Genomic DNA, 22,782 nt, shown 5'->3' on the forward strand with positions numbered 1-22,782 from the left:
GCACGAGCACGTCCGGTCAGGGGCGGGCATGCCAGGGCTGGTCTGTCCGGACCGCCCTCTTGCCGAGTGTGTCGACGGCCGTGACGATACGGTCCCAGAACTTCCCCTGGTCGAGGCTGAGCGCCACCTGGGCGTTGACGGGCCGGTCCAGGTACCGGTGCAGGTCCACGACGGTCGCCCCGCGCGTGTACTGTCCCCGCAGTTCGACGGCCACGCTCGCCTCGGCGCAGCGGACGATCTCGGGGTCGATGACCCTGGCCACCGCCACCGGGTCGTGGAGCGGCGGAGCGTCGAAACCCCAGAGTCTGCGGTAGGTGGAGGCGAAGTACGTCATCAGCTCCGCGCAGATCCCACCGAGCTCCGTGCCGAGGGCTTCGAACCGGGCGAGAACATCGGGCGTGGCCAGCGCCTGGTGGGTGACGTTGAGCCCGCACATGGTCACGGGCAGGCCGCTGCGGAAGACGATGTCGGCGGCTTCCGGGTCCGCGTACACGTTGAACTCCGCGACGGGGGTGCGGTTTCCCCGTTCGGTTGAACCCCCCATCAGGACGATCTCGCGGATGTGCCGCGCCACCTCGGGATAGCGGGTGAGCAGCAGGGCGATGTTGGTCAGCGGGGCGGTCGGGATGAGGGTGACCGGCTCCGGGTGCCCGGTCAGGATGCGGTGCATCAGATCTACGGCGTGCTCGGGAACGGCGCTCACGGCGGGCTCGCCGAAGCACGGGCCGTCCATCCCGGATTCTCCGTGCACGTCGTCCGCCACGTGGCGCGGCCCCACGAGCGGACGGGCACAGCCCGCTGCGATCGGAACATCGGTGATGGCGGCGGCGGTACAGATACGGCGGGCGTTGAGGGTGGTCTTCTCGACCACCTGGTTGCCCGCCACCGTCGTGATGGCGAGCAGATCGACCGCGGGATCGCCGGCCGCGAGCAGGATGGCGATCGCGTCGTCGTGCCCCGGGTCGCAGTCGATGATGATCGGGACAGGCACGGTGCTCCTCGGATGCGGTGTCCGGTCGTGGAAGTGCCGTACCAGTGTGCCGCGTACGGTCCGGGGTGTGTCGCCATGACATCCGCGGTGCCCTTCGCTGCCCCTATAGCGCTCTGAGGCCGTCGATCACCTCTCGGAGGATCCTCTCGTCGGGGAGCTGCGCGGGTGGGACGGGCCGGCTGACGGCGACGAACCGGGCTTCGAGCAGGTCACTCAAGAGGACGCGTACGACGCCCACGGGCAGATCGGCGCTCGCGGCGAGCTCCGCGACCGACTGCGTCTCGTCCGAGCACAGCCCGAGGAGCGTCCGGTGTTCGGGACCGATGAGGGACTGCTCCGCCCGGGCCAGCGCGTCGGAGGTGAGGTCCACCAGCGCGATGAGGTCGAAGCGTTCGGCACCGGCCCCGGGCTTCGTCCGTCCTCCGGTCACGGCATAGGGACGCACCAGGGGTCCCGCTTCGGCGTCGTACCAACGGCTCCCCTGCGGCGCCGGGCCGCCGTCGCCGGCATCGTTCATGACGGTGGGGCCTCTCCCGGTCAACCGACGGTGGGCGGGGGCGGGGTGGCGGACAGGCGCGGCGGCGTCCGCAGATGCTCTCCCACCTGCTTGACGAGACGGGCCATCTCGTACGCGATGAGTCCGATGTCGGCGGTCGAGTTGCTGAGGACGGCGAGGCACGATCCCTCGCCCGCGGCGGCCACGAACAGGAAGCCGCGGTCCAGTTCGACCATCGTCTGGCGCACGGAACCGGCGTGGAACTGGCGCCCCGTTCCCTTGGCCAGACTGTGGAATCCGGACGCGACGGCGGCGAGGTGCTCGGCGTCCTCACGCGTGAGACCGTCGGAGGCGCCCACGGCGAGTCCGTCACCGGACAGGACGACCGCGTGCCGGACCCCGTTGACCCGCGCCGCCAGGTCGTCCAGCAGCCAGTCGAGTTCCCCGGAGGTGTGCTCCGGGGCGATCCTCCTGTGGTCGATCATGCGTCGTCTCCTTCGCTGAGTTCACTGACTTCACTGACTTCACTGAGTTGGCTGCGTTTGCGTTCGCTGAGTTCGCTGAGGTGCGTGGTGTCGCGGGGGTGAGCACGGCCTTGGGCGGCGCCGCCACCGCGGGTCCAGCCTGCGCGGAAGGCGGACATGCGCTCCCTGGCCTGCTCAGGAGTGCACTCGGGTACGGCGGACGCGGCGCGGTCGTCCTGCCGGGTCGCTTCCCCGCCTCTGGCGTCCGGATCGCCGGCCGGCCGTAGCTGCGGGACCAGATGGGACTGCCTCACACGTCGCGGGAGGCTGCCTGAAGCCTGCGCGTCGGCCACCGTGTCCGGAGAGGGCGGGGGCCGCCGCGGTTCTGGCGAAGGCGGAGCCTGGAGCTCGTCAGCCTCGTGCCCTGGGCGTGTACGGCTGTGCGACCGCAGCGCTATGACACCGGGGAGCGGTGGCGCCTCGGTCCCGGTTCCTGCTTCCGCTTCGGCTTCAATTTCGGCTTCGGCTTCGGCTTCGGCTTCGAACGTGTACGCGGAACCGGCAGCCTCTTCGTCCCATCCGTCCGGTCCATCCGGATCCGACGGGGACGTGCTCTGGAGCAGCGCGTTCGGGACCAGCACGACGGCAGTGGTCCCCCCGAAGGGCGAAGTCCGCAGTCGCACCTTGACGTCGTGGCGGACCGAGAGCTTGCTGACCACGAAGAGTCCCAGGCGGTCGCTGTCGAAGATGTCCAGTGCCTCGGTCTCCTCGACGCGCCGGTTGGCCTCGGCGAGCGCCTCCTTTCCCATGCCGAGTCCGCGGTCTTCGATTTCGATCGCGTAGCCATTGGGGACGGGTTCGCCGTTGACGCGGACCCGAGTGTGAGGGGGTGAGAACTGTGTCGCGTTCTCGACCAACTCGGCCAGGAGGTGGGTGAGGTCTGCGACGGCGGTACCGATGACCGCGGCTTGCGGCAGCGGGCGCACGTCAACGCGAGCGTAGTCCTCCACCTCCGATACGGCGGCGCGGACGACATTGGTCAGGAGCACGGGCGTGCGCCAGGCACGTCCGGGTGCGGAACCGGAGAGGATGATCAGGCTCTCCGCATGACGGCGCATGCGCGTGGTGAGGTGGTCGAGCCGGAACAGGTCACTGAGCTCGTCGGGATCCTCGGCGCGGCGTTCCATACTGTCGAGCAGATTGAGCTGACGGTGGACCAGGACCTGGCTGCGACGGGCGAGGTTGACGAAGACCCCCGAGATGCCCCGGCTGAGCTCGGCCCGTTCGACGGCGGCGTCAAGCGCGGCGCGGTGCACGGTCCAGAGCGCCTGGCCGACCTCGGCGACCTCGTCACGCGGAGGCGGCCCCTCGGGAGCCTCCGCCCGGACATCGAGTTTCTCGCCTGCGCGGAGTACGCGCATGGCACGGGGCAGCCTGTACCTGGCTATCTCCAGGGCGGTGTTGCGTAGGCTGACGAGCTCGATGACCAGGGCGCGTCCGATGCGCGCCGAGACGACGAGCGCGGCGGCGACTGCGGCGAGGCCGAAGAACACGGCCGCTCCGGCTGGGGTGAGCAGTGCGTCGCCGATGGGATCGGCCGGGCCCGCGGCACTCCTGGCCCGCTCCTCGATCTCGTGCATGGCCGTGCGCACGGTGCCGTTGGCCGATTCCCAGGCCTCGACGGAAACCGCCTGGGCGGCGCGCCGGTCCGAAGGGGCGTTGACGGTGGTGTCTTCGGTCGCTTCGAGACCCTGGTACGCGGCCTGGGCCGTGAGTGCGCCCCACGCGGCACGCTCGGGGGCCGGCAGGTCGCCGACGGAGGACTCGATGAGGGCACGGCGCGTCCCGACGGCGCCGGTGAAGAGCTTTCGGCGCTCTGCCCGGAAGGTCCCCTGTGCCTGGGCGGCGGAGAGCAGAGCGTCTTCGCGGGCAAGCATTTCGGCGGCACGGCCGAACTCGTTGAGTACTCGGGCTCCCGCGCTCGCTGCCGTGCTCTGGACGCCGCCCGCGAGCGCGCCATGGACGCCGAAGGCGGCGCTGATCACCGCTGTGTACTGCTCGAATGCCCGGTCCCAGTCGGCCTTGCGGCCGAGTACGGCGGTGCGCAGTCCGGGCAGCGCGGCGCTCGTGGTGGTGAGCAGGTCGAGGCGCTCGGCGACGACGGGCGGCAGGTCACCCGCGTCGGCGACGGTGTGGTCGTCGCCGAGTGCCAGGACCGCGAGGGCGGAGTCGGTGGTACCGGTCTGCTGCCGGAAGGCGGCGGCACGTTCCGGGGAGGGCGCCGCGATCTGGCGGAGTGCGGTGCGGCGTTCGTTCTGCAGCGCGGACACGACCTGGTCGACGGGGTGGCGGACGTGGTCCTCGATGTCCTGGAGCTGGCGGAGCCGGGCCACGTCCTGGGCGGTGGTGACGGTGGCGAAGCCCCAGAGGGCGAGGAGCGAGACCACCGGCACCATCAACAGGGACACGATCTTGGCGCGCACGGTCCTGGGGCGCGGGCGCCAGCGCTCGGGATAGCGCCGGCCGCCCTGCGCCGCCCAGGCCGATTCCCGGTCCATGGCCGCTTCGAACGGTTCGTCCGCGGGCGGTCCTGCGTGGGCGCGGCGCCCGCGCACGGGCGGTGCGACGGCCCCGCCGTGGGCGGCGCCGGGGTGTGGTGGCGTGCCTGCGCCGGGAGTGCTGCGGGATGTGCGCATGGCCTCCTCGTTCCGGAGGGGACGGTGGGTGCGGCGTGTCTGGCGTGTCTGGCGTGTCTGGCGTGTCTGGCGTGTCTGGCGTGTCTGGCGGGGGAGCAACGAGTCTGTGGAGTCAGCGGGGTGGTGATGCGGCTGGTTCGGCGGTACGCCCCGCCGAGGCGTACGCGGCGCGTTCGCGTGCCGTGGGTGAGAGGGCCACGAAGGCGGCGGTGAGGAAGAGGTAGGACCCGAGTCCGACGGCGAGGGGGAAGATGAACTGCATCGTGGTGGCCCCGGGCAGGGCCTCGCGGGAGGGCTCGACGTGCACGCTGACCGCGAGCATGCCGGTGTAGTGCATGCTGGTCACGGCCGCGCCCAGCACGAGGGAGGCGGCGGCGACCGGGAGGGGTGCCGTGATGTTGAGGGCGGCCCAGAGCGCGACCGTCGCTGCGACCACCGCGACGGCGATGGAGAGGGCGACCAGCAGTGGGTCGTATCGCACCGTCCCGTGCAGCCGAAGGGCCGCCATGCCGAGGTAGTGCATGCTGGCGATGCCAAGTCCCGTGGTGAGCCCGCCGAGCAACAGGGCACGCACACGGTCACGGCCGTGGGCGACGGCGAACACCCCGGCGCCGACCACGGCCATGGCGACCACCAGGCTGAGGATGGTCAGCGGCACGTCGTAGCGGATGTCGGTGCCGACCACGCCGAAACCGAGCATGGCGACGAAGTGCATGGTCCAGATGCCGCTTCCGATGGCGGACGCGGCGGTGATGAGCCAGTTGCGCCGGGAACCGCCGGTCGTCTCGAGAGCCCGGAGCGTGCAGCGCAGTCCGAGCGCCGCTCCGATGCAGGCCATGAGGTACGACAGCACCGGTGTAAGCCAGCCGAAGGCGGCGTGGTCCAGGTGTCCCATGACTCAGGGACGCTAGTCCCGGTGGGAGCGCGGGCCGGGGGCGCATTTCGAAAGCTGCTGGAATATGACAGAGAGATGTTTCTGAACGATCGCACCGAGCTCGAACGGGTGCGCAGAACGCCCCGCCGGCGGACCGACCAGCCCCGCGACCGAGGGGTGGCGGACTTGCCGCAGCCGGCCATGCCGGCGAAACGCACGGTGCGGGATCATGTCCCCATGGCCGACGACCACACACATGTCCGGGAGTTCTTCGGCACGCGAGCGGCGCGCTGGGACACTCGTTTCCCTGATGACGGCCCGGCTTTCGCGGTCGGTGTCGCCGCCCTCGAACTGCGCCCGGGGGACGCCGTACTGGACGCGGGCTGCGGTACCGGGCGTGCTCTGCCCCTGCTGCGGGAGGCGGCCGGGCCCGGCGGCACGGTGATCGGGGTCGATCTCACCCCGGAAATGCTGGCCGCGGCAAGCAACGCAGGCCGGGGCAGGGCGGGTGCGCTGCTGCTCGCCGACGTGGCCCGGCTGCCGCTGCGTGCGGAGTCGCTCGACGCGGTCTTCGCCGCGGGGCTGATCGCCCATCTGCCCCGGCCGGAGGCCGGTCTGCGCGAGCTGGCGCGGGTGGTGCGTCCCGGCGGACGGCTGGCGCTGTTCCATCCTCTGGGGCGTGCCGCGCTCGCCGCGCGGCAGGGCAGGGAGCTGTCCGATGACGATCTGCGGGCCGAGCCCCGGCTCACCGGGCTGCTGGCCGCGTCGGGCTGGCGGCTGCTCTCCTACGTCGACGAGGACGCGCGCTTCCTGGCACTGGCCGTGCACCAGGGCTGAAGCGACGCCCGCGGGAGCCCGGGTTCATGCGGCTCGCAGCCCGGATCACGTGGCTTCAGGCCCGGATCTGGGCAGACTCCTCGCACCGGTGTCCATCGGACAGACAGGTGAATGAGTCGGGAAGGGGGCCAGGGGTGTTCGCCAGGGTGATGGAGAAGATCCGCGGTGTGCTCGCAGGCGAACGGGGCGGCGGGCGGAAAGCAGCCCCGGCTCCTGCCGCACGGGCGCGGCAGCACAACATATTCGAGGCGGCGGCGACCTATGTGTCCGCGTGTGCCGAAGACGATCAGCAGGTGGTCGACGAGGCATCGGGATGGGTGTCGCCCGAGGCCCTGTCCTTCGGGGTCAACGAGCTGGCCTGCCGGGCGGTCATCGCCCTCGCACGCGAGCGGAACGAGTCACCGCAGACCGTGGCTCGCAGTCTGCTCGGGCTGCCCGTGGCCTGACCTGATCATCGTTCGGCCAGATTCCTGCCTCAGACACTCGACGGAAGGGCCACGCCCTAGTTAAGGTGCGCCGACGAACGATCGGATAGGGGAGGGTGCTGTGGCCGCGACGGAAGAGGTCGCCGACGACGACACGCTCTACGTGCTCACGGCCCTACTGCTCACGCCCGCGCAGTTCCCGAGTGTCCTCGGTGACGACTTTCCCGAGGCGTGCGCCTCGCTGGGCCTCGAGCCCTACGACGACGGGTACGGGCTCGTCCTCGGCCAGGACTCCGAGGGTGCCCGCTGGACGGTCGTTGTCGACGATGTCTCGCTGGTGGCGGTCGCCATCGCTTCCTGGGACTGCGGCATGGACTACGACCTGTCTCCCAGTGACCGCAGCGTGGTCGAGGTCCTGCCCGGCTGGCCACTGGCCGTCGTGACCGTCGCGCCGGGTGTCCCCGCTCCCCATGACCCGACCGAGGCGGACGCGGGCCGGCCGTGTCTCACTCCTCCCCCGACGGACACCTGGGGATCCGTTCAGCGCCGCATGGGTGCGGACGAGATCGCCCTGCAGTGGGCCACCTGGCGCCAGCAGGTTGCCGAGAAGGTGACCTTCGTCCAGCCGAGCGAGCCGAAGAAGGACACCGAAAACGGCGAGACGACCAGCAAGGCCGACGAGTCCGGCACGGGCGCCAAGGGCACCGCTGGGACCGGCCCGTCCCACCAGGGCATTCGCAGGGTGCTCAAGGAACTGCACAGCTATGTGGACGAGGCGCCGCCGATCGGACGGGTGCGGTCCTCCTTCGCTCCGGACGGCGCACGTATGCTCCGCGCCGACGGACCGGGCTGGTCCCTCGTGGCCCGCACCGACGACATCGCTTTCGTGCTCCTCGACGACGAGCCGGGTGAGGTGCTGCCCGTGGGCCGGGGCCCCGAGCTGCCCGGCCTGCTGGAGGCGTTGGACAAGATGGCCGTACGCCCCTTGTGAGCCGTACGTATTTCGCGGGACCCAGGCACGGCTGAGCCGTACACGCACTTCCTGAACCGCCCCGTGCGTCAGCGGCCGATCTGTCTGCGGTTGAGCCTCCTGAGCCGGCGACGCTGCGCGGGATCGAGCGCGAAGTAGGCCACGGCGGGCACCCCGACGATCACCAGCAGCGACATCCAGAACCCGATCAACGGGATCAGGAGCAGGCCCACGGCCACTCCCCCGATGGCGACCTTCGCACCTGTGGACATGTCATGCCTCCTTTGCGGCACCGAGGCCGCACCTGCTGAGAGAACGCCTCCGCACGGTCCTCGGTTCCCCTGCGGGAGGACTGTTCTTCCCACGGCGGCGCCTGCGCTAACCGGCGCGCAGTTCTTCACCCACCGCGTGCATATGGCCGAGGGCCTCGCGATACGAGTCGATCAGCCCCGTTTCCGTATAGGGCATCCCCAGCCTGCGGCAGTGTGCCCGGACCAGCGGCTGGACGTGCTTCAGATGGGGGCGCGGCATGCTCGGGAAGAGGTGGTGCTCGATCTGGTAATTGAGCCCGCCCAGGAACCAGTCGGTGACGAAGCCGCCCCGTATGTTGCGGGAAGTCAGGACCTGCCGCTGCACATGGCCCCAGTCACTGCCGTGGGTCCCGTCCGGCATCTCCATGCCCTTGTGGTTGGGCGCGAAGGCCATGCCCAGGTGTAGGCCCAGCAGCATCTGGTGCAGGAGAGCGAAGGCGAGTGCCTGAAGCGGGGTGAGGGCCGTCAGCAGCAGGGCGGCGTACCCGGCGACGTGGGCCACGAGGAGTCCGCCTTCGACCAGCACCGCCCGGGCTGACGCCCGGCGCCCCGTCGACCGTCCGAAGACATGCCGGAAGCCGTAGACCTTGAGCGCCAGTCCCTCGAGGGTGGTCAGGGGAAAGAACAGCGCAGCCTGGTGGCGGGTGAGCCAGCCTCGCAGCCCCGTGCGTCCTCCTGCGTGTCCTTCACTGAAGACCAGGATGTCAGGGGTGACATCGGGGTCCTTGTCGAGATGGTTGGGGTTGGCGTGGTGGCGGTTGTGCTTGTCGTTCCACCAGCCCTGGCTCATGCCGAGCAGCAGGTTTCCGTGGATGAGCTGGATGGTGCGGCTGGTCCGCCGGTGAGGGGATATCTGTGCGTGACCGGCGTCATGGGCGATGAAGGCGGCACGCGCGGAGAACAGCGCGAACGGCACGGCCAGCAGCAGCGTCCACCAGGACGGGCCCGTGAGAACGACGCCTGTCAGGACCACGGCCAGCGCCAGTCCGTTCGATGCCATCGTGCGCGCGTACCAGCCCGCGCGGCGTTCAAGGAGGCCGTGCTGTTTCGTGGCCCTCAGGAGTGGCGCGAAGTCGCTGCCAGACGCGCGGGCGGTGGGCCTGCCGCCCGGCTGCTTGTGCGGCGCGCCGACGTCTGCGATGACGGTGGCCTGGGACATCTCGCTCTCCGGTCTTTTACTGATGAAACTGCTCTGACCTGGAGAAACGTACGGATCCAAGGGCCTGCGCCACCATGGGGCGACCATCCGGAACGCAACGGGGGATGGCCGGTGGCCTGTGGTGGGGCCAGCACCACCGTGACGCCTCCTTGGGACAGGGCGGCGCGTGTTCCCCCGCCCGGAGATGTCTGGGGTGACGACTGCGAGGGGTAGGGGAAACCCATGCGGCTGCTGCTGACGTCCGACACTCATGTGCCCCGGCGCGCCCGGCGGCTGCCGGACCCTTTGCTGGCGGAGATCGCGCGAGCCGATGCGGTCGTGCACGCGGGTGACTGGGTGGACGAGGCCACCCTTGACCTTTTCGAAGCGCACGCGCGGCGCGTCATCGGGGTGTTCGGCAACAACGACGGACCGGCGCTGCGTGCCCGGCTGCCCGAGGTCGCCCGCGCCGACCTCGGTGGTCTGTGCTTCGGGGTCGTACACGAGACGGGTGCCGCTCAGGGGCGCGAGCGGCGGTGCGCCGAGCGGTTCCCGGATCTGGACGTACTCGTCTTCGGACACAGCCACATCCCGTGGGACACCACCGCGGCGGACGGGCTGCGGCTGCTCAACCCGGGCTCTCCGACGGACCGCAGGCGGCAGCCGTACTGCACGTACATGACGGTGGAGGTCGCCGGTGGGGCGCTGACGGATGTGACGCTGCACCGGCTGCCGGCCCGTGCATGACCGTGCGGTGGGTGGCCGGACGACTGGGCAGCGTCCCGTCGGTTGCACGACCGGTTCCGGTGCTTGTCGGTGCCGTGGTCCGGGACGACGATGGCCACGGGAGGAAGTCACCTACCGGGAGGCTGAGTTGTCCGATGCCTGGGTGGCCCTGGAGGCGGGGAAGGATCCCGTCCGGCGACTCGGCGAGCTCCGCCGTGCCTACGAGAGCTTCGCGAGCGCCGGCCGGGTGGAGCGCACCGTGAGGCCGGTGGTGGCGGAGTCATGGCGGCGGTGTGCCCGGGCTCGGGTGGCCCCGGAGGGCACTGCCTGCGTGGAGCTCGGCGATGACGAGCTCGGTGCCTACCGCGACGGACATCCGTTGTCGAGGGTGATGCCGGTCGTCCGCGAACTCATGGGGGTCTACGCCCTGGACGGAGAGCACCTCGTCGCGGTGTGCGACGCCCAGGCACGGCTGCTGTGGGTCGAGGGACATCCGGGGGCTCGGCGCCTCGCCGGCGGGATGAACTTCGTGGAGGGCGCACGGTGGTCCGAGTCCATAGCCGGGACGAACGCACCGGGGACGGCGATCGCCGTGGACCGTCCCGTCCAGGTCTTCGCCGCGGAGCACTTCCGCAGACCGGTGCATGACTGGACCTGCGCTGCGGCGCCCGTGCACGACCCGCACAGTGGACGGCTGCTGGGCGCGGTGGACATCACGGGCGGTGACCGGCTCGCCCATCCGCACAGCCTGGCCTTCGTCGGCGCCGTGGCGCGGGCCATGGAGTCGCACCTGGCTCTGCTGGCACCGCGGCCCGTGGGCGACGCGATACGGCTGACGGCTCTGGGCCGGGACGAGGCACTGCTGGTGGCGGACGGCCGGACGCTCCGGCTGAGCCGCCGCCACAGCGAGATACTGGTCGTCCTGTCCCGCCACCCCGAAGGCCTGAGCGGGGACGAGCTGCTGCTCGAACTGTACGAGGACGAGCACATCAGCCCGGTGACGCTGCGCGCCGAACTCTCGCGGCTGCGCGGACTGCTCGGACCGCGGCTGCTGCTCTCGCGGCCCTACCGGCTCGCCATGGCGACGGAATCGGACTTCTGCACGGTGAGGCGGCATCTCGCCTCGGGCGCTGTCGCCGCCGCGCTGAGCGTGTATGCGGGGCACGTGCTGCCGGGTTCCAGCGCCCCCGGCATAGCAAGGTTGCGCCGCTGCCTCGTGGAGGAGCTGCGCACGGCGCTGATCGCACGGGCCGACCCCCGGCTGCTGTCCGACTGGGCACACAGCACCTGGGGTGAGGGCGACCTCCCTGTCTGGCGGGCGCTCGCGGCGGCGCTGCCACAGTGGCAGCGCCCGGTGGCAGAGGCACGGGCGCGGGCGCTGGACACGGAGTACGGCGCCTGACGCATCAGCGCACTCGTCCCCGGCCCCCACGGTGGTCGCAACGTGACGGCAACGTGGTGCCGCCTAGGTTCGGCGCGAGCGCCGCCCGAGGGTGGGCGGCGTGGACTCCGGGAGGACTCATGACTCGATTCGCGGTACCCGGCACGCAGGGCTCCGTCGTCCGCTACGCCGCACGCTACGACCACTGGATCGGCGGCGCGTACGTGCCTCCGATACGCGGCCAGTACTTCGAGAACCCGAGCCCCGTCAACGGGCAGGCGTTCACCGAGATCGCCCGCGGCACCGCTGAGGACGTCGAGTGTGCTCTGGACGCGGCACACGCCGCCGCCCCGGCCTGGGGCCGCACCGAGCCCACGGCCCGGGCCAACGTCCTGCTGAGGATCGCCGACCGGATGGAGGCCCATCTGGAGGAACTCGCCGTCGCGGAGAGCTGGGAGAACGGGAAGCCGGTACGCGAAACACTGGCCGCCGACATTCCGCTGGCCATCGACCACTTCCGCTATTTCGCCGGGGCGCTGCGCGCCCAGGAGGGTTCCCTCAGCGAGCTCGACGACACGACGGTCGCATACCACTTCCACGAGCCGCTTGGTGTGGTAGCGCAGATAATCCCCTGGAACTTCCCGATCCTGATGGCGGTCTGGAAACTGGCCCCGGCGCTGGCCGCGGGCAACACCGTCGTGCTGAAGCCGGCGGAACAGACCCCGGCGTCGGTGCACATCCTGATGGGGCTGATCGCCGATCTGCTGCCACCCGGAGTCGTCAACATCGTCAACGGCTTCGGCGTCGAGGCGGGAAAACCCCTGGCGTCAAGCCCGCGCATCGCCAAGGTCGCCTTCACCGGCGAGACCACGACGGGGCGGCAGATCATGCAATACGCCGCGGAGAACATCAAGCCGGTGACGCTCGAGCTGGGCGGCAAGTCGCCCAACATCTTCTTCGACGACATCTGGGCCGCCGACGACGAGTTGCGCGACAAGGCACTCGAGGGTTTCACCATGTTCGCCCTCAACCAGGGCGAAGTGTGCACCTGCCCGTCACGGGCGCTGATCCAGCAGGGACACTACGGCGAGTTCCTCGACGCCGCGATCGCCCGTACGGAGGCGATCCTGCCGGGCCACCCACTGGACACGGACACCATGATCGGCGCCCAGGCGTCCGGCGACCAGCTCCGGAAGATCCTTTCGTATCTGGACATCGGCCAGCAGGAAGGCGCGAAGATCCTGACGGGAGGTCAGCGCATCGAGTACGACGGGGAGCTCGCGGGCGGCTACTACGTGCAGCCCACGATCTTCGAGGGTGACAACCGGATGCGTGTCTTCCAGGAGGAGATCTTCGGACCGGTGGTCGCTGTGACCTCCTTCGCGGACTTCGACGACGCCATCGCGACGGCGAACGACACGCGGTACGGGCTGGGCGCCGGCGTATGGACCCGGGACATCAACCAGGCGTACCGGGCGGGGCGTGCCATCCAGGCGGGCCGGGTCTGGACGAACTGCTACCACGCCTATCCGGCGCATGCCGCCTTCGGCGGCTACAAGCAGTCGGGCATCGGGCGTGAGACGCACAAGATGATGCTCGATCACTACCAGCAGACGAAGAACCTCCTGGTGTCGTACTCGCCGAAGAAGCTCGGCTTCTTCTAGGCGGTGAGCAGATGGCACCTGACCACGTCGGATGCCGGTGCCGATGGTGAATCGCGCCCTCTTCTCAGTACTGGCTGCGGAAGAGGGCGCGCTCGCCGATGAAGTCGCCGGTCGTGGCAGGCGCCGCCGGCCGGTCCGCGAAGCGGTCGTAGGCGCCGTACTCCTCGGCGGTGAGGTCCACGCGTCGGGCACCGCCGGCGAAACGGGCCGGGCCGAGCGCGACGGCCAGCAGCTCGACGTCCTCGTCGGGGGACAGGGTCAGGACCGCCGCGGTTCGGTCGACCGTGCCGACGTAGGCTCCGGGGCTCGCCACGCTCTGTGTCCGCCGAGCCGTCGGGGTGGTGCGTGACCAGGAGCGAGGGGTTGGCTCGTGCGCCGGCGCGCAGGACCCGCCGGACGCGCTTGAAGGCGCGCAGGTCCTCCTCGTCCACCGTGACGGGGTGGAGTGGGACGAGGCGCCTGCCGTCCGGTGCACGGAGCCTGCTGCCGCGAGCGGGATCGTGTGGGGTGTCGCGCGGGGACCAGCGGCTGCGAAGGGCCTGAGGGAACCCGTTGCTCCAGGCGTCCAGGGACTTCGGCGCGTCCAGGCCGGTGACGTTCTCCAGACCTGGCGGGTAGGAGGCCTCGATGTGCTCGCCCGCGCCGTTGCACCGCGCCGCCCAGGCCGCGTGGTAGGGAGCGAGCAGGAGGTCGTTGGTCACGTAGAAGTCGTGCAGCCATCGGGGATCCTGCGGGATGAGGCGGACCGTGGTCCTTCTGCCGCCGCTGCGGACCGGTGGGCGGAGGGCATCGGGGTTCCTCATTGCGGATGGGATCATCGCCGACCCGGCTGCGCCGACGACTGGTTCACTATATCGTCATCTTGACGTTAAGCCGTTCACGAGGAGGACGCCAGCTCGGTGGCCGGATTGCCGCCCCACCGGGCACGGGCTGGTACTTCCTCGCCCTTCATCAGGAAGGTGTCGGCGGCGAGTTGGGCCCGGTCCCCGACGACGGTTCCGTAGTGGACGAACGCGCCCACGCCAAGGGTCACGCCCTGCCCGATCGTGGCGTGGTCGGACTTGAAGGCGCCGTCCTCCTGGGAGTGGGACTGGATGACGCTTGCGGCGTTGAGCGTGCACTCGTCCCCGATGGACACGAGGGTCCGTTCGATCAGCGTGCAGCCGTCGTCGAAGACCCGGCGTCCGACCTTGGTGCCCAGCAGCCGCCAGATCACGGCTTTGAACGGGGTGCCGTTGAATGCCTGCATATAGCGGTGCGATGTCAGCTTCCAGAAGCGTTCGTGCCGCCAGAAGGACGGGTCGTAGATCGAGCAGTACAGCGGTTTCAGCGGGCGGAAACGGGTGACCGCCCGCTCGATCAGGGTGAAGAAGACGATGGTGAACGCCATGGTGAGCAGGCTCGCCAGGGCGAGTACCGGCAGGCCGTGGACGTGGTAGAAGTCGACGGCTGCCATGGCGATGACGGCGAGTACGAAGAAGTGGAACCAGCGCGCCAGCAGGTGCAGGCTCGCGGTGACCATATTGTGCCGGTTCTTGGCCGCCAGACGCCGCCGCAGCTCTTCGCCCGTCGCCAGGTGGTCGAACTGGGTGTCGCGCAGCACGGTGCGTGGGATTTCGAAGCTGGGGGAGCCGAGCAGTCCCACGTCTTCTCGTACGGGCCCGTCGACAGGGACCATGACCTTGGTCGCCAGCAGGCAGTTGTCGCCCGTGCGTCCGCCCGCGGGATAGGCGATGTTGTTGCCGAGGAAGTTGTACGGACCGATGGACGTCGTGGACAGGCGGAAGGACGTGCTCGAGAAGTCCGCGTTGATGATCGACAGGCCGTCGGCGACCATCGTCCCGCTGCCGACCGTGCTGAGGTAAGGGGTGTCGTGTTTCACGAGTGTGCCGAAGTTCGATCCCGTCTGCTCGATACGGCTCAGGTCGTATCCGAGGCGTCGCAGATAGTGCACGATCGCCGAACTGTCGCCGAAGAGCGTGGTGAAGAACCTGATGTTGGTCAGCCGCAGGATCGAGCGCTGGATTCCGTAGTGGAATCCGTACAACGGATAGGTTCTGTCCGGCTTGATGGTGAGGCTCAGCAGCCGGGGCAGGGTGCCCACCAGGAACAGGCCCACGAGCAGGGCACCGAAGAAGGCCACGAGGGAGGCGAGCAGCGCATCGACGAAGAACGCTGGGCTCGTGACCGCTGGCGTGTCGGGACTGAATACCGCACTCCCATGCGGGACCAGGGTCAGCGCGATGCTCACGCCGGCCACGGTGAGCGGCACGTACACCAACAGCATCGCCGCCAACTGCCCCAGACTGTAGAGGGTTTTGCGCAGCATGCCGCACGGGGAAGGCTCGGCGGTCGGGAAGTCCGTCGTCGCCGGCCGCGCCGGGGACCCGTGCCAGGACTCGGTGGCCGGGACCACCTGCCCGGAGTGCAGGGAGGAGGCATGGCCGAGCCGGGATCCGTCCCTCATCGACGTATCGATGTCGAGCACGGTCTGCTCGTGGACGATCACCCCTCCCCCGAGGGTGACCGGGCCCATCTCGATCCAGCCGTCGTGCGCCCGGTAGCAGGACAGAAAGACATCTTTGCGGATGACCGTGCCGTCACCGATGGAGAGCAGGTCGGTGCAGACCGGAACGGCACGCGAAAGTATGGTGACGCCCCTCCCGATGTGCGCGCCGAGGGCCCTCAGATAGAGCACATAGAGAGGTGAACCGGCGAGCAGTCGCGCCGGGCTGGTGCGGATGAGGGTCTTCACGCACCAGAAGCGCAGATAGCCAAGACTCCACACCCGGAACCGGCGGCGGGTGAAGCGGCCGATGAGCAGCCACTTGGCGACGACGGGAATGGCGCACAGGCCGAAGAAGACCGCGACGCTGAACAGGACCGCGCGGACGTAGAGTCCGGCAGTCCCGGAACCGGCCGTGACCCACGCGTAGCCCTCGATCGCGACCAGAGCGCCCGCACTCGAGAAGAGCAGGAAGAAGCAGAGCTGCGCCGCCCCGCAGAGCACATACGGCAGCGCCCCGAGCCGCGCCTCGTCCGGTGTGCCGGTCAACGGCTCATCCGGCGTGCGGGTGACCTGAGACGGGCCGGGCGATTCACTCCGCCCAGGTGCGTACGGTCGGCCGGACGGGGGCTCAGCGATCGGGAACGCGGCCGCCAGGTCCTGGATCGTCGAGTGCTCGTAGATGTCCTTCATCGACACCGTCGGCAGATCGTCCCGCTTACGCACCCGCGCACAGAACTGCGCCATCACCAGCGAATCAGCACCCAGATCAGCAAAGAAATCACTGTCCGACGGCACCCGCTCCGTGCGCAGGACACCAGCCAGAACCTCCGCGAGCAAGCCCTCGGTGCCCGTGACCGGGGCATCCGGCTGGACCGCCGCCACCGGCTCATCAGGCACAGGGGCTTCGGCGGCCGGGAACGCGGCCGCCAGGTCCTGGATCGTCGGATGCTGGTAGATGTCCTTCATCGACACCGTCGGCAGATCGTCCCGCTTACGCACCCGCGCACAGAACTGCGCCATCACCAGCGAATCAGCACCCAGATCAGCAAAGAAATCACTGTCCGACGGCACCCGCTCCGTGCGCAGGACACCAGCGAGAAGTTCGGCCAGGAGCCCCTCGGTACCGGTCGCCTTCGCACCGCTGCCCGTGGGGCCCTCGGGAAGCGCTGTCCTGACATGTCCGGCAGAGGCGTCGACATCTTTGTGGGGGATCATGACCGTTCCCCGGGGCCGCGGCAGGGGTCGACGCATGCGGTCGACGGCTGACCTCCCGGGGGCACGGGAGGCGGAGCACTGCGCTCCGTGATCACGCGGTCATGGACTGTGTCCTGATGGCCATCCGTCGAGTACATAAGTAGCTCACCTGCAGACAGTGCGGTTACTGGTCGGTTTTCCAGGGACCGTCACCCCGGCCCCGCGGAGCTGGAGCGGTGCTCACGCGGACCTTCCGGGGTAAAACGTCTTTCCTTCAATTAGGCCCGATCGGAAGAGCCCTGTCCTGCTACTGAATCCCGGGGCTTGACGCCGCACCCCGGAGTGTGAGCAGGCGGCACACCCGCCCAATGCGCTGACCGCGTCAGTGCCACCTCGTCCGGCTACGGCTGCGGGATGGCCGGGCGTCACCATCGCCGCGACCTGGTGTCCGAGGCCCGGTTCGACGGGGACGGCGGCCTCGGCACGCCCGCGTTCGGCGACCCGGCGGAACGGCTCACCGGGATGCCGGAGTTGGTACCCCGGAAGGGGCCTCGTGGCCCGGGTGCCCGGTATGCGGAGCGAGTGGAGCGAGGAGCTCCATCAGGAGGTCACTGCTGGGGCTCTCTCCTCGATCGGGCCCGGTCACGGAACCAGGCGCCCACGCCCACCAGCACGGCCGCCCCGACCGCGTACACGGGCAGCCACTGGGTCGTCGTGGCCGCGAGACACACGGCAACGGCGTCGTGGCTCCGGGCCTTCTGCGCGTACGCCAGGGCGGTGCTGTCCCGGCCGGCCAGGTCCGCCAGCGCGGCCCCCACCCGCATGGCCTCGTACTTGCCCAGTTCGGCGCACGCCCTCCGGGTGCCGGGCATCGGGAACAGCCAGGTCCAGCGCTGGAGCACAGGAGCCACCGCGATCGCCAGGCAGAGGCCGACGACCAGCGAATACGCGACCAGGTTCCGTGCGTACGGGGAGCGGATGCCGGGCGTCCAGGCCGGCAGCCGGTAGAAGGCGAAGACCACCGCGAGAAGCGTCACTCCGATGTAGGTGGCGAACCACTGCCAAGAACCCTGGGCGAGTGCGGCCGCCAGGACGGCGGCGAGTGCGATACCGATGACCCCGGGCTGACCGGCAGTGCTGTGGCCCGCGCCGGTGGATACCGGATTCCGTGCTCCTTGGGGACTGGGGTCGTTCACGGAATGCTCCTGCCGGGGTTCGGAGATCATCATCATCCGGTACGCCGCGCCGCCGAGCCCGGCGCCATGCCGGACGGCCCGGTACGGCCCCGCCCGGTTGGCGGGTCGCCATGGTCCCCCGGCGTGGACGGCTCCGCTGCACGCGCGAGGCCGCCGGGCGGGACCCTCCGTCGCGGTAGCCGCGAGGGGTGTCGCCGCCGAACGCGCCGATCGGGCACGGCTCCCGACCGGCGCGTCTCGGAGCTGGCGGTGGCGGTTACGAGCCGAGGTGCCGGGCGAAGAACCGCACTGCGCTGTCCAGCTCGAACGCCGGGACCTCACCGTGCTTGCCGGGGTTGGCGTGCAGCGTCTTCTCAACCGATGCCAGGGCGTCGAAGAGCGCCAGGCAATGATCCCTCGGCACCCGCTCGTCGTCCCACTGAACCAGGAACTCCACCGGGACGGTGATCCGCGCGGCGGCATCGGCCGATGCCAGGGCCCCGCCCAGGCCGAACACCGCCGCGCGCACCCGGGGTTCTGCGGCGACGAAAGGAACGCCGAGTCCGCATCCCAGTGACACGCCCCAGTAGCCCACGGGGCCATGGCCGACGTGGTCCCACTGCTGTACCGCGTCCAGCACAGCCCGCCATTCCGGGACGGTCTGGCGGGCGACGAGCGCCTGGAAACCGGCGATCAGCGGGGCCGGTTCCTCCCCGGCTTCCATACGGGCCTGGTTCGCGGTCGCGATCCGGTCGTACTCCTCGTGCTTCGGCCGGTCGCCATGACCGGGCACGTCGACCGCCGCCACCGCGAAACCGCGTTCGGCCACGAAACGGTGCGCGCGGTGCGCGATTTCGGGGTCCGCCTTGTGGCGGCCACCGCCGTGTCCCATCAGGATGAGGGGACGCGTTCCGACGGCGCCTTCCGGCGTCCAGAGCACGCCGGGTATCTCACCGAGGGTGAAGAGTTGTTCGCGGACGCCGTCGAACGATGTCTCGGAGGTGAAGCGCATAGCGATTCAAGCCCTTTCGGGATGCCTTCTGCGGGCACTCCCCAGGCCATGCGGAGGAGGGAGTCCCGACCTGTCGAAGTGTTGATGGGTCTCACCTCCCTGGTTCGCGGCAACGCACGGCGGGGTGACGCTATCACCAACTCCCGGCCCGTCGGCGGCGTGCTTTGTACCGGCGGCCGGAAGACGGGTACCGGCGGCCGGAAGAGAAGAAGAGACGGCGCGCAGGGAAGCTCGAGGAATCGGCCCGAAGGGGCAGGACGCCGGTCATGGGAACGTCGATCACGTGCCTGGTCAGCCCTGCGTACCTACCGCACCGGGCGACCGGTTCCGCATGTGTGCCCTCGTCCACCGACAGCCGGTGCTCCCCGACAAGGACCGGTCCGCCTCGGGTGCGGAGCTCAGGCCGTGGTCGTGGCGGAGCCTCGCCCGGGCTCACCGGCGCAGCAGCTCCCCGACCGTGAGCAGGAGGCAGCAACCGGCGAGGCTGAGGGCGATGGTCCTGCGGCGCAGATTCCGGTAGCGCGTCTCGTACTCCATGCGCAGTTCGACGCACCGGTTGGCGATACGGCGGGTGACCGCCTTGGACATCTCCACACGGGCCCGTGTGTACTGCTCCTCGAGCTCTCGTCGCTCGGCGGTGGTGAGCCAGGGCAGCGTCTCGCAGAATGCGGTGGCCTCGCTGCGGGCTTCGGCGAGTTCGGCCTGCCAGTAGAGGTAGCCGTCGAGCCGGCGCAGCCCGTCCCTGACCCCCTCGGAGGGAGAGGGACTGCTCACCGCAGCTCTCCGCCAGGTCCGCTCAGGCGCCGCTCGGACTCCCCGCCGGACTGGATCTCCGCGAATTCCGGGTGGTGCATGTCGAACGCCGGGGATTCGGAGCGGATCCGCGGCAGCGTGAGGAAGTTGTGCCGCGGCGGCGGGCAGGAGGTCGCCCATTCGAGCGAACGGCCGTAGCCCCACGGGTCGTCGACCTCGATCTTCCTGCCGTACTTCTCCGTCTTCCAGACGTTGTAGAAGAACGGCAGGATCGACAGGCCCAGCAGGAACGAGCTGATCGTGGAGATGGTGTTCAGCAAGGTGAAGCCGTCGGCGGCCAGGTAGTCCGCGTAGCGGCGCGGCATGCCCTCGGCGCCCAGCCAGTGCTGGACCAGGAACGTGCCCTGGAATCCGATGAACAGCGTCCAGAAGGTGATCTTGCCGAGCCGCTCGTCCAGCATCTTGCCCGTGAACTTCGGCCACCAGAAGTGGAATCCGGCGAACATCGCGAACACCACCGTGCCGAAGACGACGTAGTGGAAGTGCGCGACGACGAAGTACGAGTCGGAGACGTGGAAGTCCATCGGGGGCGAGGCCAGGATGATCCCGGTCAGACCGCCGAAGAGGAATGTCACCAGAAATCCGGTGGCCCACAGCATCGGGGTCTCGAAGGACAGTGAGCCCTTCCACATGGTGCCGATCCAGTTGAAGAACTTCACACCGGTCGGTACCGCGATCAGGAAGGTCATGAAGGAGAAGAACGGCAGCAGCACGGCCCCGGTGACGAACATGTGGTGGGCCCACACGGTCACGGACAGACCGGCGATCGCGATCGTCGCGGCCACCAGGCCGATGTAGCCGAACATCGGCTTGCGGCTGAAGACCGGGACGACTTCCGAGATGATGCCGAAGAACGGCAGGGCGATGATGTACACCTCTGGGTGCCCGAAGAACCAGAAGAGGTGCTGCCACAGCAGGGCGCCACCATTGGCCGGGTTGTAGATCTGGGCGCCGAACTTGCGGTCGGCCTCCAGGGCGAACAGCGCGGCGGCCAGCACCGGGAAGGCGAGCAGGACCAGCACACCGGTCAGCAGCACCGTCCAGCAGAAGATCGACATGCGGAACATCGTCATGCCCGGAGCACGCATGCAGATGATCGTGGTGATGAAGTTGACCGAGCCGAGGATCGTGCCGAAGCCGGAGAAGGCCAGCCCCATGATCACCATGTCCGCGCCCACGTTGGGCGTGTGCTGGGCGTCCGAGAGCGGCGGGTACATGAACCAGCCGAAGTCCGGTGCGCCGTTCGGGGTGAGGAACGAGGCGAGCGCGATCAGCGAGCCGAAGACGTAGAGCCAGTAGGCGAACATGTTCAGCCGAGGGAAGGCGACATCGGGGGCGCCGATCTGGAGCGGCATGATCCAGTTCGCGAACCCGGCGAACAGCGGCGTCGCGAACATCAGCAGCATGATCAGGCCGTGCATCGTGAACGCCTGGTTGAACTGCTCGCTCGACATGATCTGCATGCCGGGGCGTGCCAGCTCCGCACGCATGAACATCGCGAAGAGTCCGCCGACGCAGAAGAATCCGAACGCCGTGGTGATGTACAGGGTGCCGATGGTCTTGTGGTCGGTGGTGGTCAGCCACTTCACCACCACGTTTCCGGGCTGACTGGACCGGAGCGGCACCTCGTTCTCGTACGCGTCGTCAACCAGGTCGCTGGGTTGGGTCTTGGGATGCATGGCGACGCGGGCTCCTGGCTGGCTCGGCCTCGGCGCAGACCTCACGTCATGTCGATCGGGTCAGCGCACACTTACGATGCCTTTCTCCCCCACACAGGACGTGAGACCTTCCATCCGGCGCCCCCGTGTCACCCGATGGGAGACACGGCATGGGTCACTTGGAGGACAGATCCCGGACCCGACATCCGGAGACCGCCCACCGATCCGACCCGTCCGCGGGGCAGCGCTTTGGCGGCCCGCGCGTTACCCTCCGGCGCATGATTGGCATGAGCATGCTGCGACTGTGCCGGCCCGCCTTCGTGTGCCTCCTCCTGCTGGGCCTCCTGGGTACGACGACCATGGCGACCGCCGCACCGGCTTCGGGCACGGTTGGGACCCGTTCGCTCCCTTCTCCGAGTTCGCCAGGTTCTCCGGGCTTCTCAGGCTCAAAGAGCATGACCACGTCCGCCGCCGCAGCCGCGCGCTGGGGCGACCGCAGGCTCGACGAGGTCACCTTCCTCGCCACCCACAACTCCTTCACCAACTACGAGGACTCCCGCTGGAGTTCGGTGAACCAGGCCGAGTCGGTGCGCGCACAGCTCGACAACGGCGTGCGCGGGCTGAGCCTGGACACACACTGGTACGAACGCAGCACGTGGCTGTGCATCATCAGCTTCGGCAGCGACTGCTATCCCAGTGACGTGTACCTGTGCCATGGCGACTGCAAGACCTTCGCCGGCATCACCTACGCCCTGCCACGGCAGTCCTTCCACGGCACGATGCAGACCGTGGTGGACTTCCTGGCCGGCCATCCCGAGGAGGTGGTGACCATCTTCCTGGAGGACTACGTCAGCGCGGAGCAGCTGCGCCATTCGCTGGACAGGGTGAGAGGGCTCTCCGAGCTACTGGTCAGGCCCGACGAGTGGGGTGTGCGCCAGCACGGATGGCCGAAGGTGGCCGATCTCGTCACGGCAGGCAAGCGGCTTCTGATCTTCTCCGACCGGTCAGACCGCGAGCATCTCGGCGTCATGCACGACAAGTCCTGGACGGTGTCCAACTACTGGAGCCTCGGGGACCTGGGCAACGACCTCACATGCGTCAGCCGCTGGTCGGATGTGCCCCTGGACCGCCAGGAGCCCGGATTCCGGCGGCTGTTCACCATGAGCCACCACCGCAATGTGCCCACGGTCCTCACGGCCGCCCTGGACAACGGCAGCAAGCTGAGGAACCGCATCGCCGAGCAGTGCCGGCCCGCGGCCGGGGGCCGCAACCCGAACTTCGTCTCCGTCGACTTCCACCGGCTGTCGGACAGCGGCGGGCACACCCCCGCCTCGGTCGTCGCGGAGCTCAACGCCGGCCCCTGAGGGGGGGTGGCCCGGTCAACCACGCCCTCTCACGGCACCGCGTAGGTTACCCGGAGGCGTTCCGGACTCCGGACCACTCATGGC

The 22,782-nt window shown here is 69.3% G+C and carries 20 protein-coding genes; 7 read left to right on the top strand and 13 right to left on the bottom strand.

The genetic code is table 11. The features are described from left to right. Positions 1 to 16: 16 nt before the first annotated feature. From ABZ532_RS20635 to ABZ532_RS20655, 5 genes are all read right to left on the bottom strand, one after another. Positions 17 to 991 (bottom strand): nucleoside hydrolase, encoded by a 975-nt coding sequence (locus ABZ532_RS20635; RefSeq protein ID WP_361285400.1) that lies wholly within the window; start codon positions 989 to 991, stop codon positions 17 to 19. Positions 992 to 1,094: 103 nt separating this feature from the next. Next, positions 1,095 to 1,508, bottom strand: a complete 414-nt coding sequence (locus tag ABZ532_RS20640; protein WP_361285403.1) for a DUF742 domain-containing protein — start codon at positions 1,506 to 1,508, stop codon at positions 1,095 to 1,097. 20 nt (positions 1,509 to 1,528) lie between these two features. Beyond that, on the bottom strand, positions 1,529 to 1,972 hold the full coding sequence (locus ABZ532_RS20645) for a roadblock/LC7 domain-containing protein (RefSeq protein WP_361285406.1): 444 nt from the start codon (positions 1,970 to 1,972) through the stop codon (positions 1,529 to 1,531). Continuing rightward, entirely contained in the window at positions 1,969 to 4,647 is a 2,679-nt protein-coding gene (locus tag ABZ532_RS20650; RefSeq protein WP_361285409.1) for a nitrate- and nitrite sensing domain-containing protein, read from the bottom strand. The genes ABZ532_RS20645 and ABZ532_RS20650 overlap by 4 nt, the downstream gene beginning before the upstream one ends. A 112-nt stretch (positions 4,648 to 4,759) precedes the next feature. Continuing rightward, positions 4,760 to 5,542: an MHYT domain-containing protein gene (locus ABZ532_RS20655; RefSeq protein ID WP_361285412.1), complete on the bottom strand. Its 783-nt coding sequence runs from the start codon at positions 5,540 to 5,542 to the stop codon at positions 4,760 to 4,762. 216 nt (positions 5,543 to 5,758) lie between these two features. On the opposite strand from ABZ532_RS20655, the gene ABZ532_RS20660 reads away from it, so the two are divergent. From ABZ532_RS20660 to ABZ532_RS20670, 3 genes are all read left to right on the top strand, one after another. Further along, positions 5,759 to 6,358, top strand: a complete 600-nt coding sequence (locus tag ABZ532_RS20660; protein ID WP_361285415.1) for a class I SAM-dependent methyltransferase — start codon at positions 5,759 to 5,761, stop codon at positions 6,356 to 6,358. 134 nt (positions 6,359 to 6,492) lie between these two features. Beyond that, positions 6,493 to 6,804 carry a hypothetical protein gene (locus ABZ532_RS20665; protein ID WP_361285418.1) on the top strand — a complete coding sequence of 104 codons (312 nt, stop codon included), beginning with the start codon at positions 6,493 to 6,495 and terminating at the stop codon, positions 6,802 to 6,804. A gap of 100 nt (positions 6,805 to 6,904) precedes the next feature. Then, complete coding sequence (locus tag ABZ532_RS20670) at positions 6,905 to 7,774, top strand: hypothetical protein (protein WP_361285421.1); 870 nt, start codon at positions 6,905 to 6,907, stop codon at positions 7,772 to 7,774. Between the two features lie 68 nt (positions 7,775 to 7,842). On the opposite strand, the gene ABZ532_RS20675 is transcribed toward ABZ532_RS20670, so the two are convergent. Beyond that, positions 7,843 to 8,025, bottom strand: coding sequence for a hypothetical protein (locus ABZ532_RS20675; RefSeq protein ID WP_361285424.1), 183 nt, complete (start codon positions 8,023 to 8,025; stop codon positions 7,843 to 7,845). 106 nt (positions 8,026 to 8,131) lie between these two features. Next, entirely contained in the window at positions 8,132 to 9,223 is a 1,092-nt protein-coding gene (locus ABZ532_RS20680) for an acyl-CoA desaturase (protein ID WP_361285427.1), read from the bottom strand. A 222-nt stretch (positions 9,224 to 9,445) separates the two neighbouring features. Between ABZ532_RS20680 and ABZ532_RS20685 the strand changes: the two genes are divergently transcribed. From ABZ532_RS20685 to ABZ532_RS20695, 3 genes are all read left to right on the top strand, one after another. Further along, on the top strand, positions 9,446 to 9,949 hold the full coding sequence (locus ABZ532_RS20685) for a metallophosphoesterase (protein WP_361285431.1): 504 nt from the start codon (positions 9,446 to 9,448) through the stop codon (positions 9,947 to 9,949). A gap of 127 nt (positions 9,950 to 10,076) precedes the next feature. Beyond that, positions 10,077 to 11,330: a GAF domain-containing protein gene (locus ABZ532_RS20690; protein WP_361285434.1), complete on the top strand. Its 1,254-nt coding sequence runs from the start codon at positions 10,077 to 10,079 to the stop codon at positions 11,328 to 11,330. A gap of 119 nt (positions 11,331 to 11,449) precedes the next feature. Next, entirely contained in the window at positions 11,450 to 12,973 is a 1,524-nt protein-coding gene (locus tag ABZ532_RS20695; protein ID WP_361285437.1) for an aldehyde dehydrogenase family protein, read from the top strand. Positions 12,974 to 13,037: 64 nt separating this feature from the next. Here the strand turns inward: ABZ532_RS20695 and ABZ532_RS20700 are convergent, their stop codons facing one another. From ABZ532_RS20700 to ctaD, 6 genes are all read right to left on the bottom strand, one after another. Continuing rightward, positions 13,038 to 13,286, bottom strand: coding sequence for a hypothetical protein (locus ABZ532_RS20700; protein WP_361285440.1), 249 nt, complete (start codon positions 13,284 to 13,286; stop codon positions 13,038 to 13,040). Positions 13,287 to 13,850: 564 nt separating this feature from the next. Continuing rightward, positions 13,851 to 16,697 (bottom strand): Pls/PosA family non-ribosomal peptide synthetase, encoded by a 2,847-nt coding sequence (locus ABZ532_RS20705; RefSeq protein WP_361285443.1) that lies wholly within the window; start codon positions 16,695 to 16,697, stop codon positions 13,851 to 13,853. A 587-nt stretch (positions 16,698 to 17,284) separates the two neighbouring features. Then, positions 17,285 to 17,872, bottom strand: a complete 588-nt coding sequence (locus tag ABZ532_RS20710) for a hypothetical protein (RefSeq protein ID WP_361285447.1) — start codon at positions 17,870 to 17,872, stop codon at positions 17,285 to 17,287. A 256-nt stretch (positions 17,873 to 18,128) separates the two neighbouring features. After that, entirely contained in the window at positions 18,129 to 18,863 is a 735-nt protein-coding gene (locus ABZ532_RS20715) for an alpha/beta hydrolase (RefSeq protein ID WP_361285450.1), read from the bottom strand. Between the two features lie 432 nt (positions 18,864 to 19,295). Beyond that, entirely contained in the window at positions 19,296 to 19,637 is a 342-nt protein-coding gene (locus ABZ532_RS20720) for a hypothetical protein (protein WP_361285453.1), read from the bottom strand. Further along, positions 19,634 to 21,355, bottom strand: coding sequence for a cytochrome c oxidase subunit I (gene ctaD, locus ABZ532_RS20725; protein WP_361285456.1), 1,722 nt, complete (start codon positions 21,353 to 21,355; stop codon positions 19,634 to 19,636). Before ctaD ends, ABZ532_RS20720 begins: the two co-directional genes overlap by 4 nt. 434 nt (positions 21,356 to 21,789) lie before the next feature. On the opposite strand from ctaD, the gene ABZ532_RS20730 reads away from it, so the two are divergent. After that, entirely contained in the window at positions 21,790 to 22,698 is a 909-nt protein-coding gene (locus tag ABZ532_RS20730) for a PI-PLC domain-containing protein (protein ID WP_361285459.1), read from the top strand. The last annotated feature ends 84 nt before the right edge of the window (positions 22,699 to 22,782 follow it).

The organism is Streptomyces sp. NPDC019396 (genome assembly GCF_040632375.1).
Lineage (GTDB): Bacteria > Actinomycetota > Actinomycetes > Streptomycetales > Streptomycetaceae > Streptomyces.

What these genes read in the sequence shown, in the direction of transcription:
- ABZ532_RS20640 (WP_361285403.1), bottom strand. Translation starts at nt 1,508, where the DNA reads ATGAACGATGCCGGCGACGGCGGCCCGGCGCCGCAGGGGAGCCGTTGG.
- ABZ532_RS20645 (WP_361285406.1), bottom strand. Translation starts at nt 1,972, where the DNA reads ATGATCGACCACAGGAGGATCGCCCCGGAGCACACCTCCGGGGAACTC.
- ABZ532_RS20650 (WP_361285409.1), bottom strand. Translation starts at nt 4,647, where the DNA reads ATGCGCACATCCCGCAGCACTCCCGGCGCAGGCACGCCACCACACCCC.
- ABZ532_RS20655 (WP_361285412.1), bottom strand. Translation starts at nt 5,542, where the DNA reads ATGGGACACCTGGACCACGCCGCCTTCGGCTGGCTTACACCGGTGCTG.
- ABZ532_RS20660 (WP_361285415.1), top strand. Translation starts at nt 5,759, where the DNA reads ATGGCCGACGACCACACACATGTCCGGGAGTTCTTCGGCACGCGAGCG.
- ABZ532_RS20675 (WP_361285424.1), bottom strand. Translation starts at nt 8,025, where the DNA reads ATGTCCACAGGTGCGAAGGTCGCCATCGGGGGAGTGGCCGTGGGCCTG.
- ABZ532_RS20680 (WP_361285427.1), bottom strand. Translation starts at nt 9,223, where the DNA reads ATGTCCCAGGCCACCGTCATCGCAGACGTCGGCGCGCCGCACAAGCAG.
- ABZ532_RS20685 (WP_361285431.1), top strand. Translation starts at nt 9,446, where the DNA reads ATGCGGCTGCTGCTGACGTCCGACACTCATGTGCCCCGGCGCGCCCGG.
- ABZ532_RS20695 (WP_361285437.1), top strand. Translation starts at nt 11,450, where the DNA reads ATGACTCGATTCGCGGTACCCGGCACGCAGGGCTCCGTCGTCCGCTAC.
- ABZ532_RS20705 (WP_361285443.1), bottom strand. Translation starts at nt 16,697, where the DNA reads ATGATCCCCCACAAAGATGTCGACGCCTCTGCCGGACATGTCAGGACA.
- ABZ532_RS20715 (WP_361285450.1), bottom strand. Translation starts at nt 18,863, where the DNA reads ATGCGCTTCACCTCCGAGACATCGTTCGACGGCGTCCGCGAACAACTC.
- ctaD (WP_361285456.1), bottom strand. Translation starts at nt 21,355, where the DNA reads ATGCATCCCAAGACCCAACCCAGCGACCTGGTTGACGACGCGTACGAG.
- ABZ532_RS20730 (WP_361285459.1), top strand. Translation starts at nt 21,790, where the DNA reads ATGACCACGTCCGCCGCCGCAGCCGCGCGCTGGGGCGACCGCAGGCTC.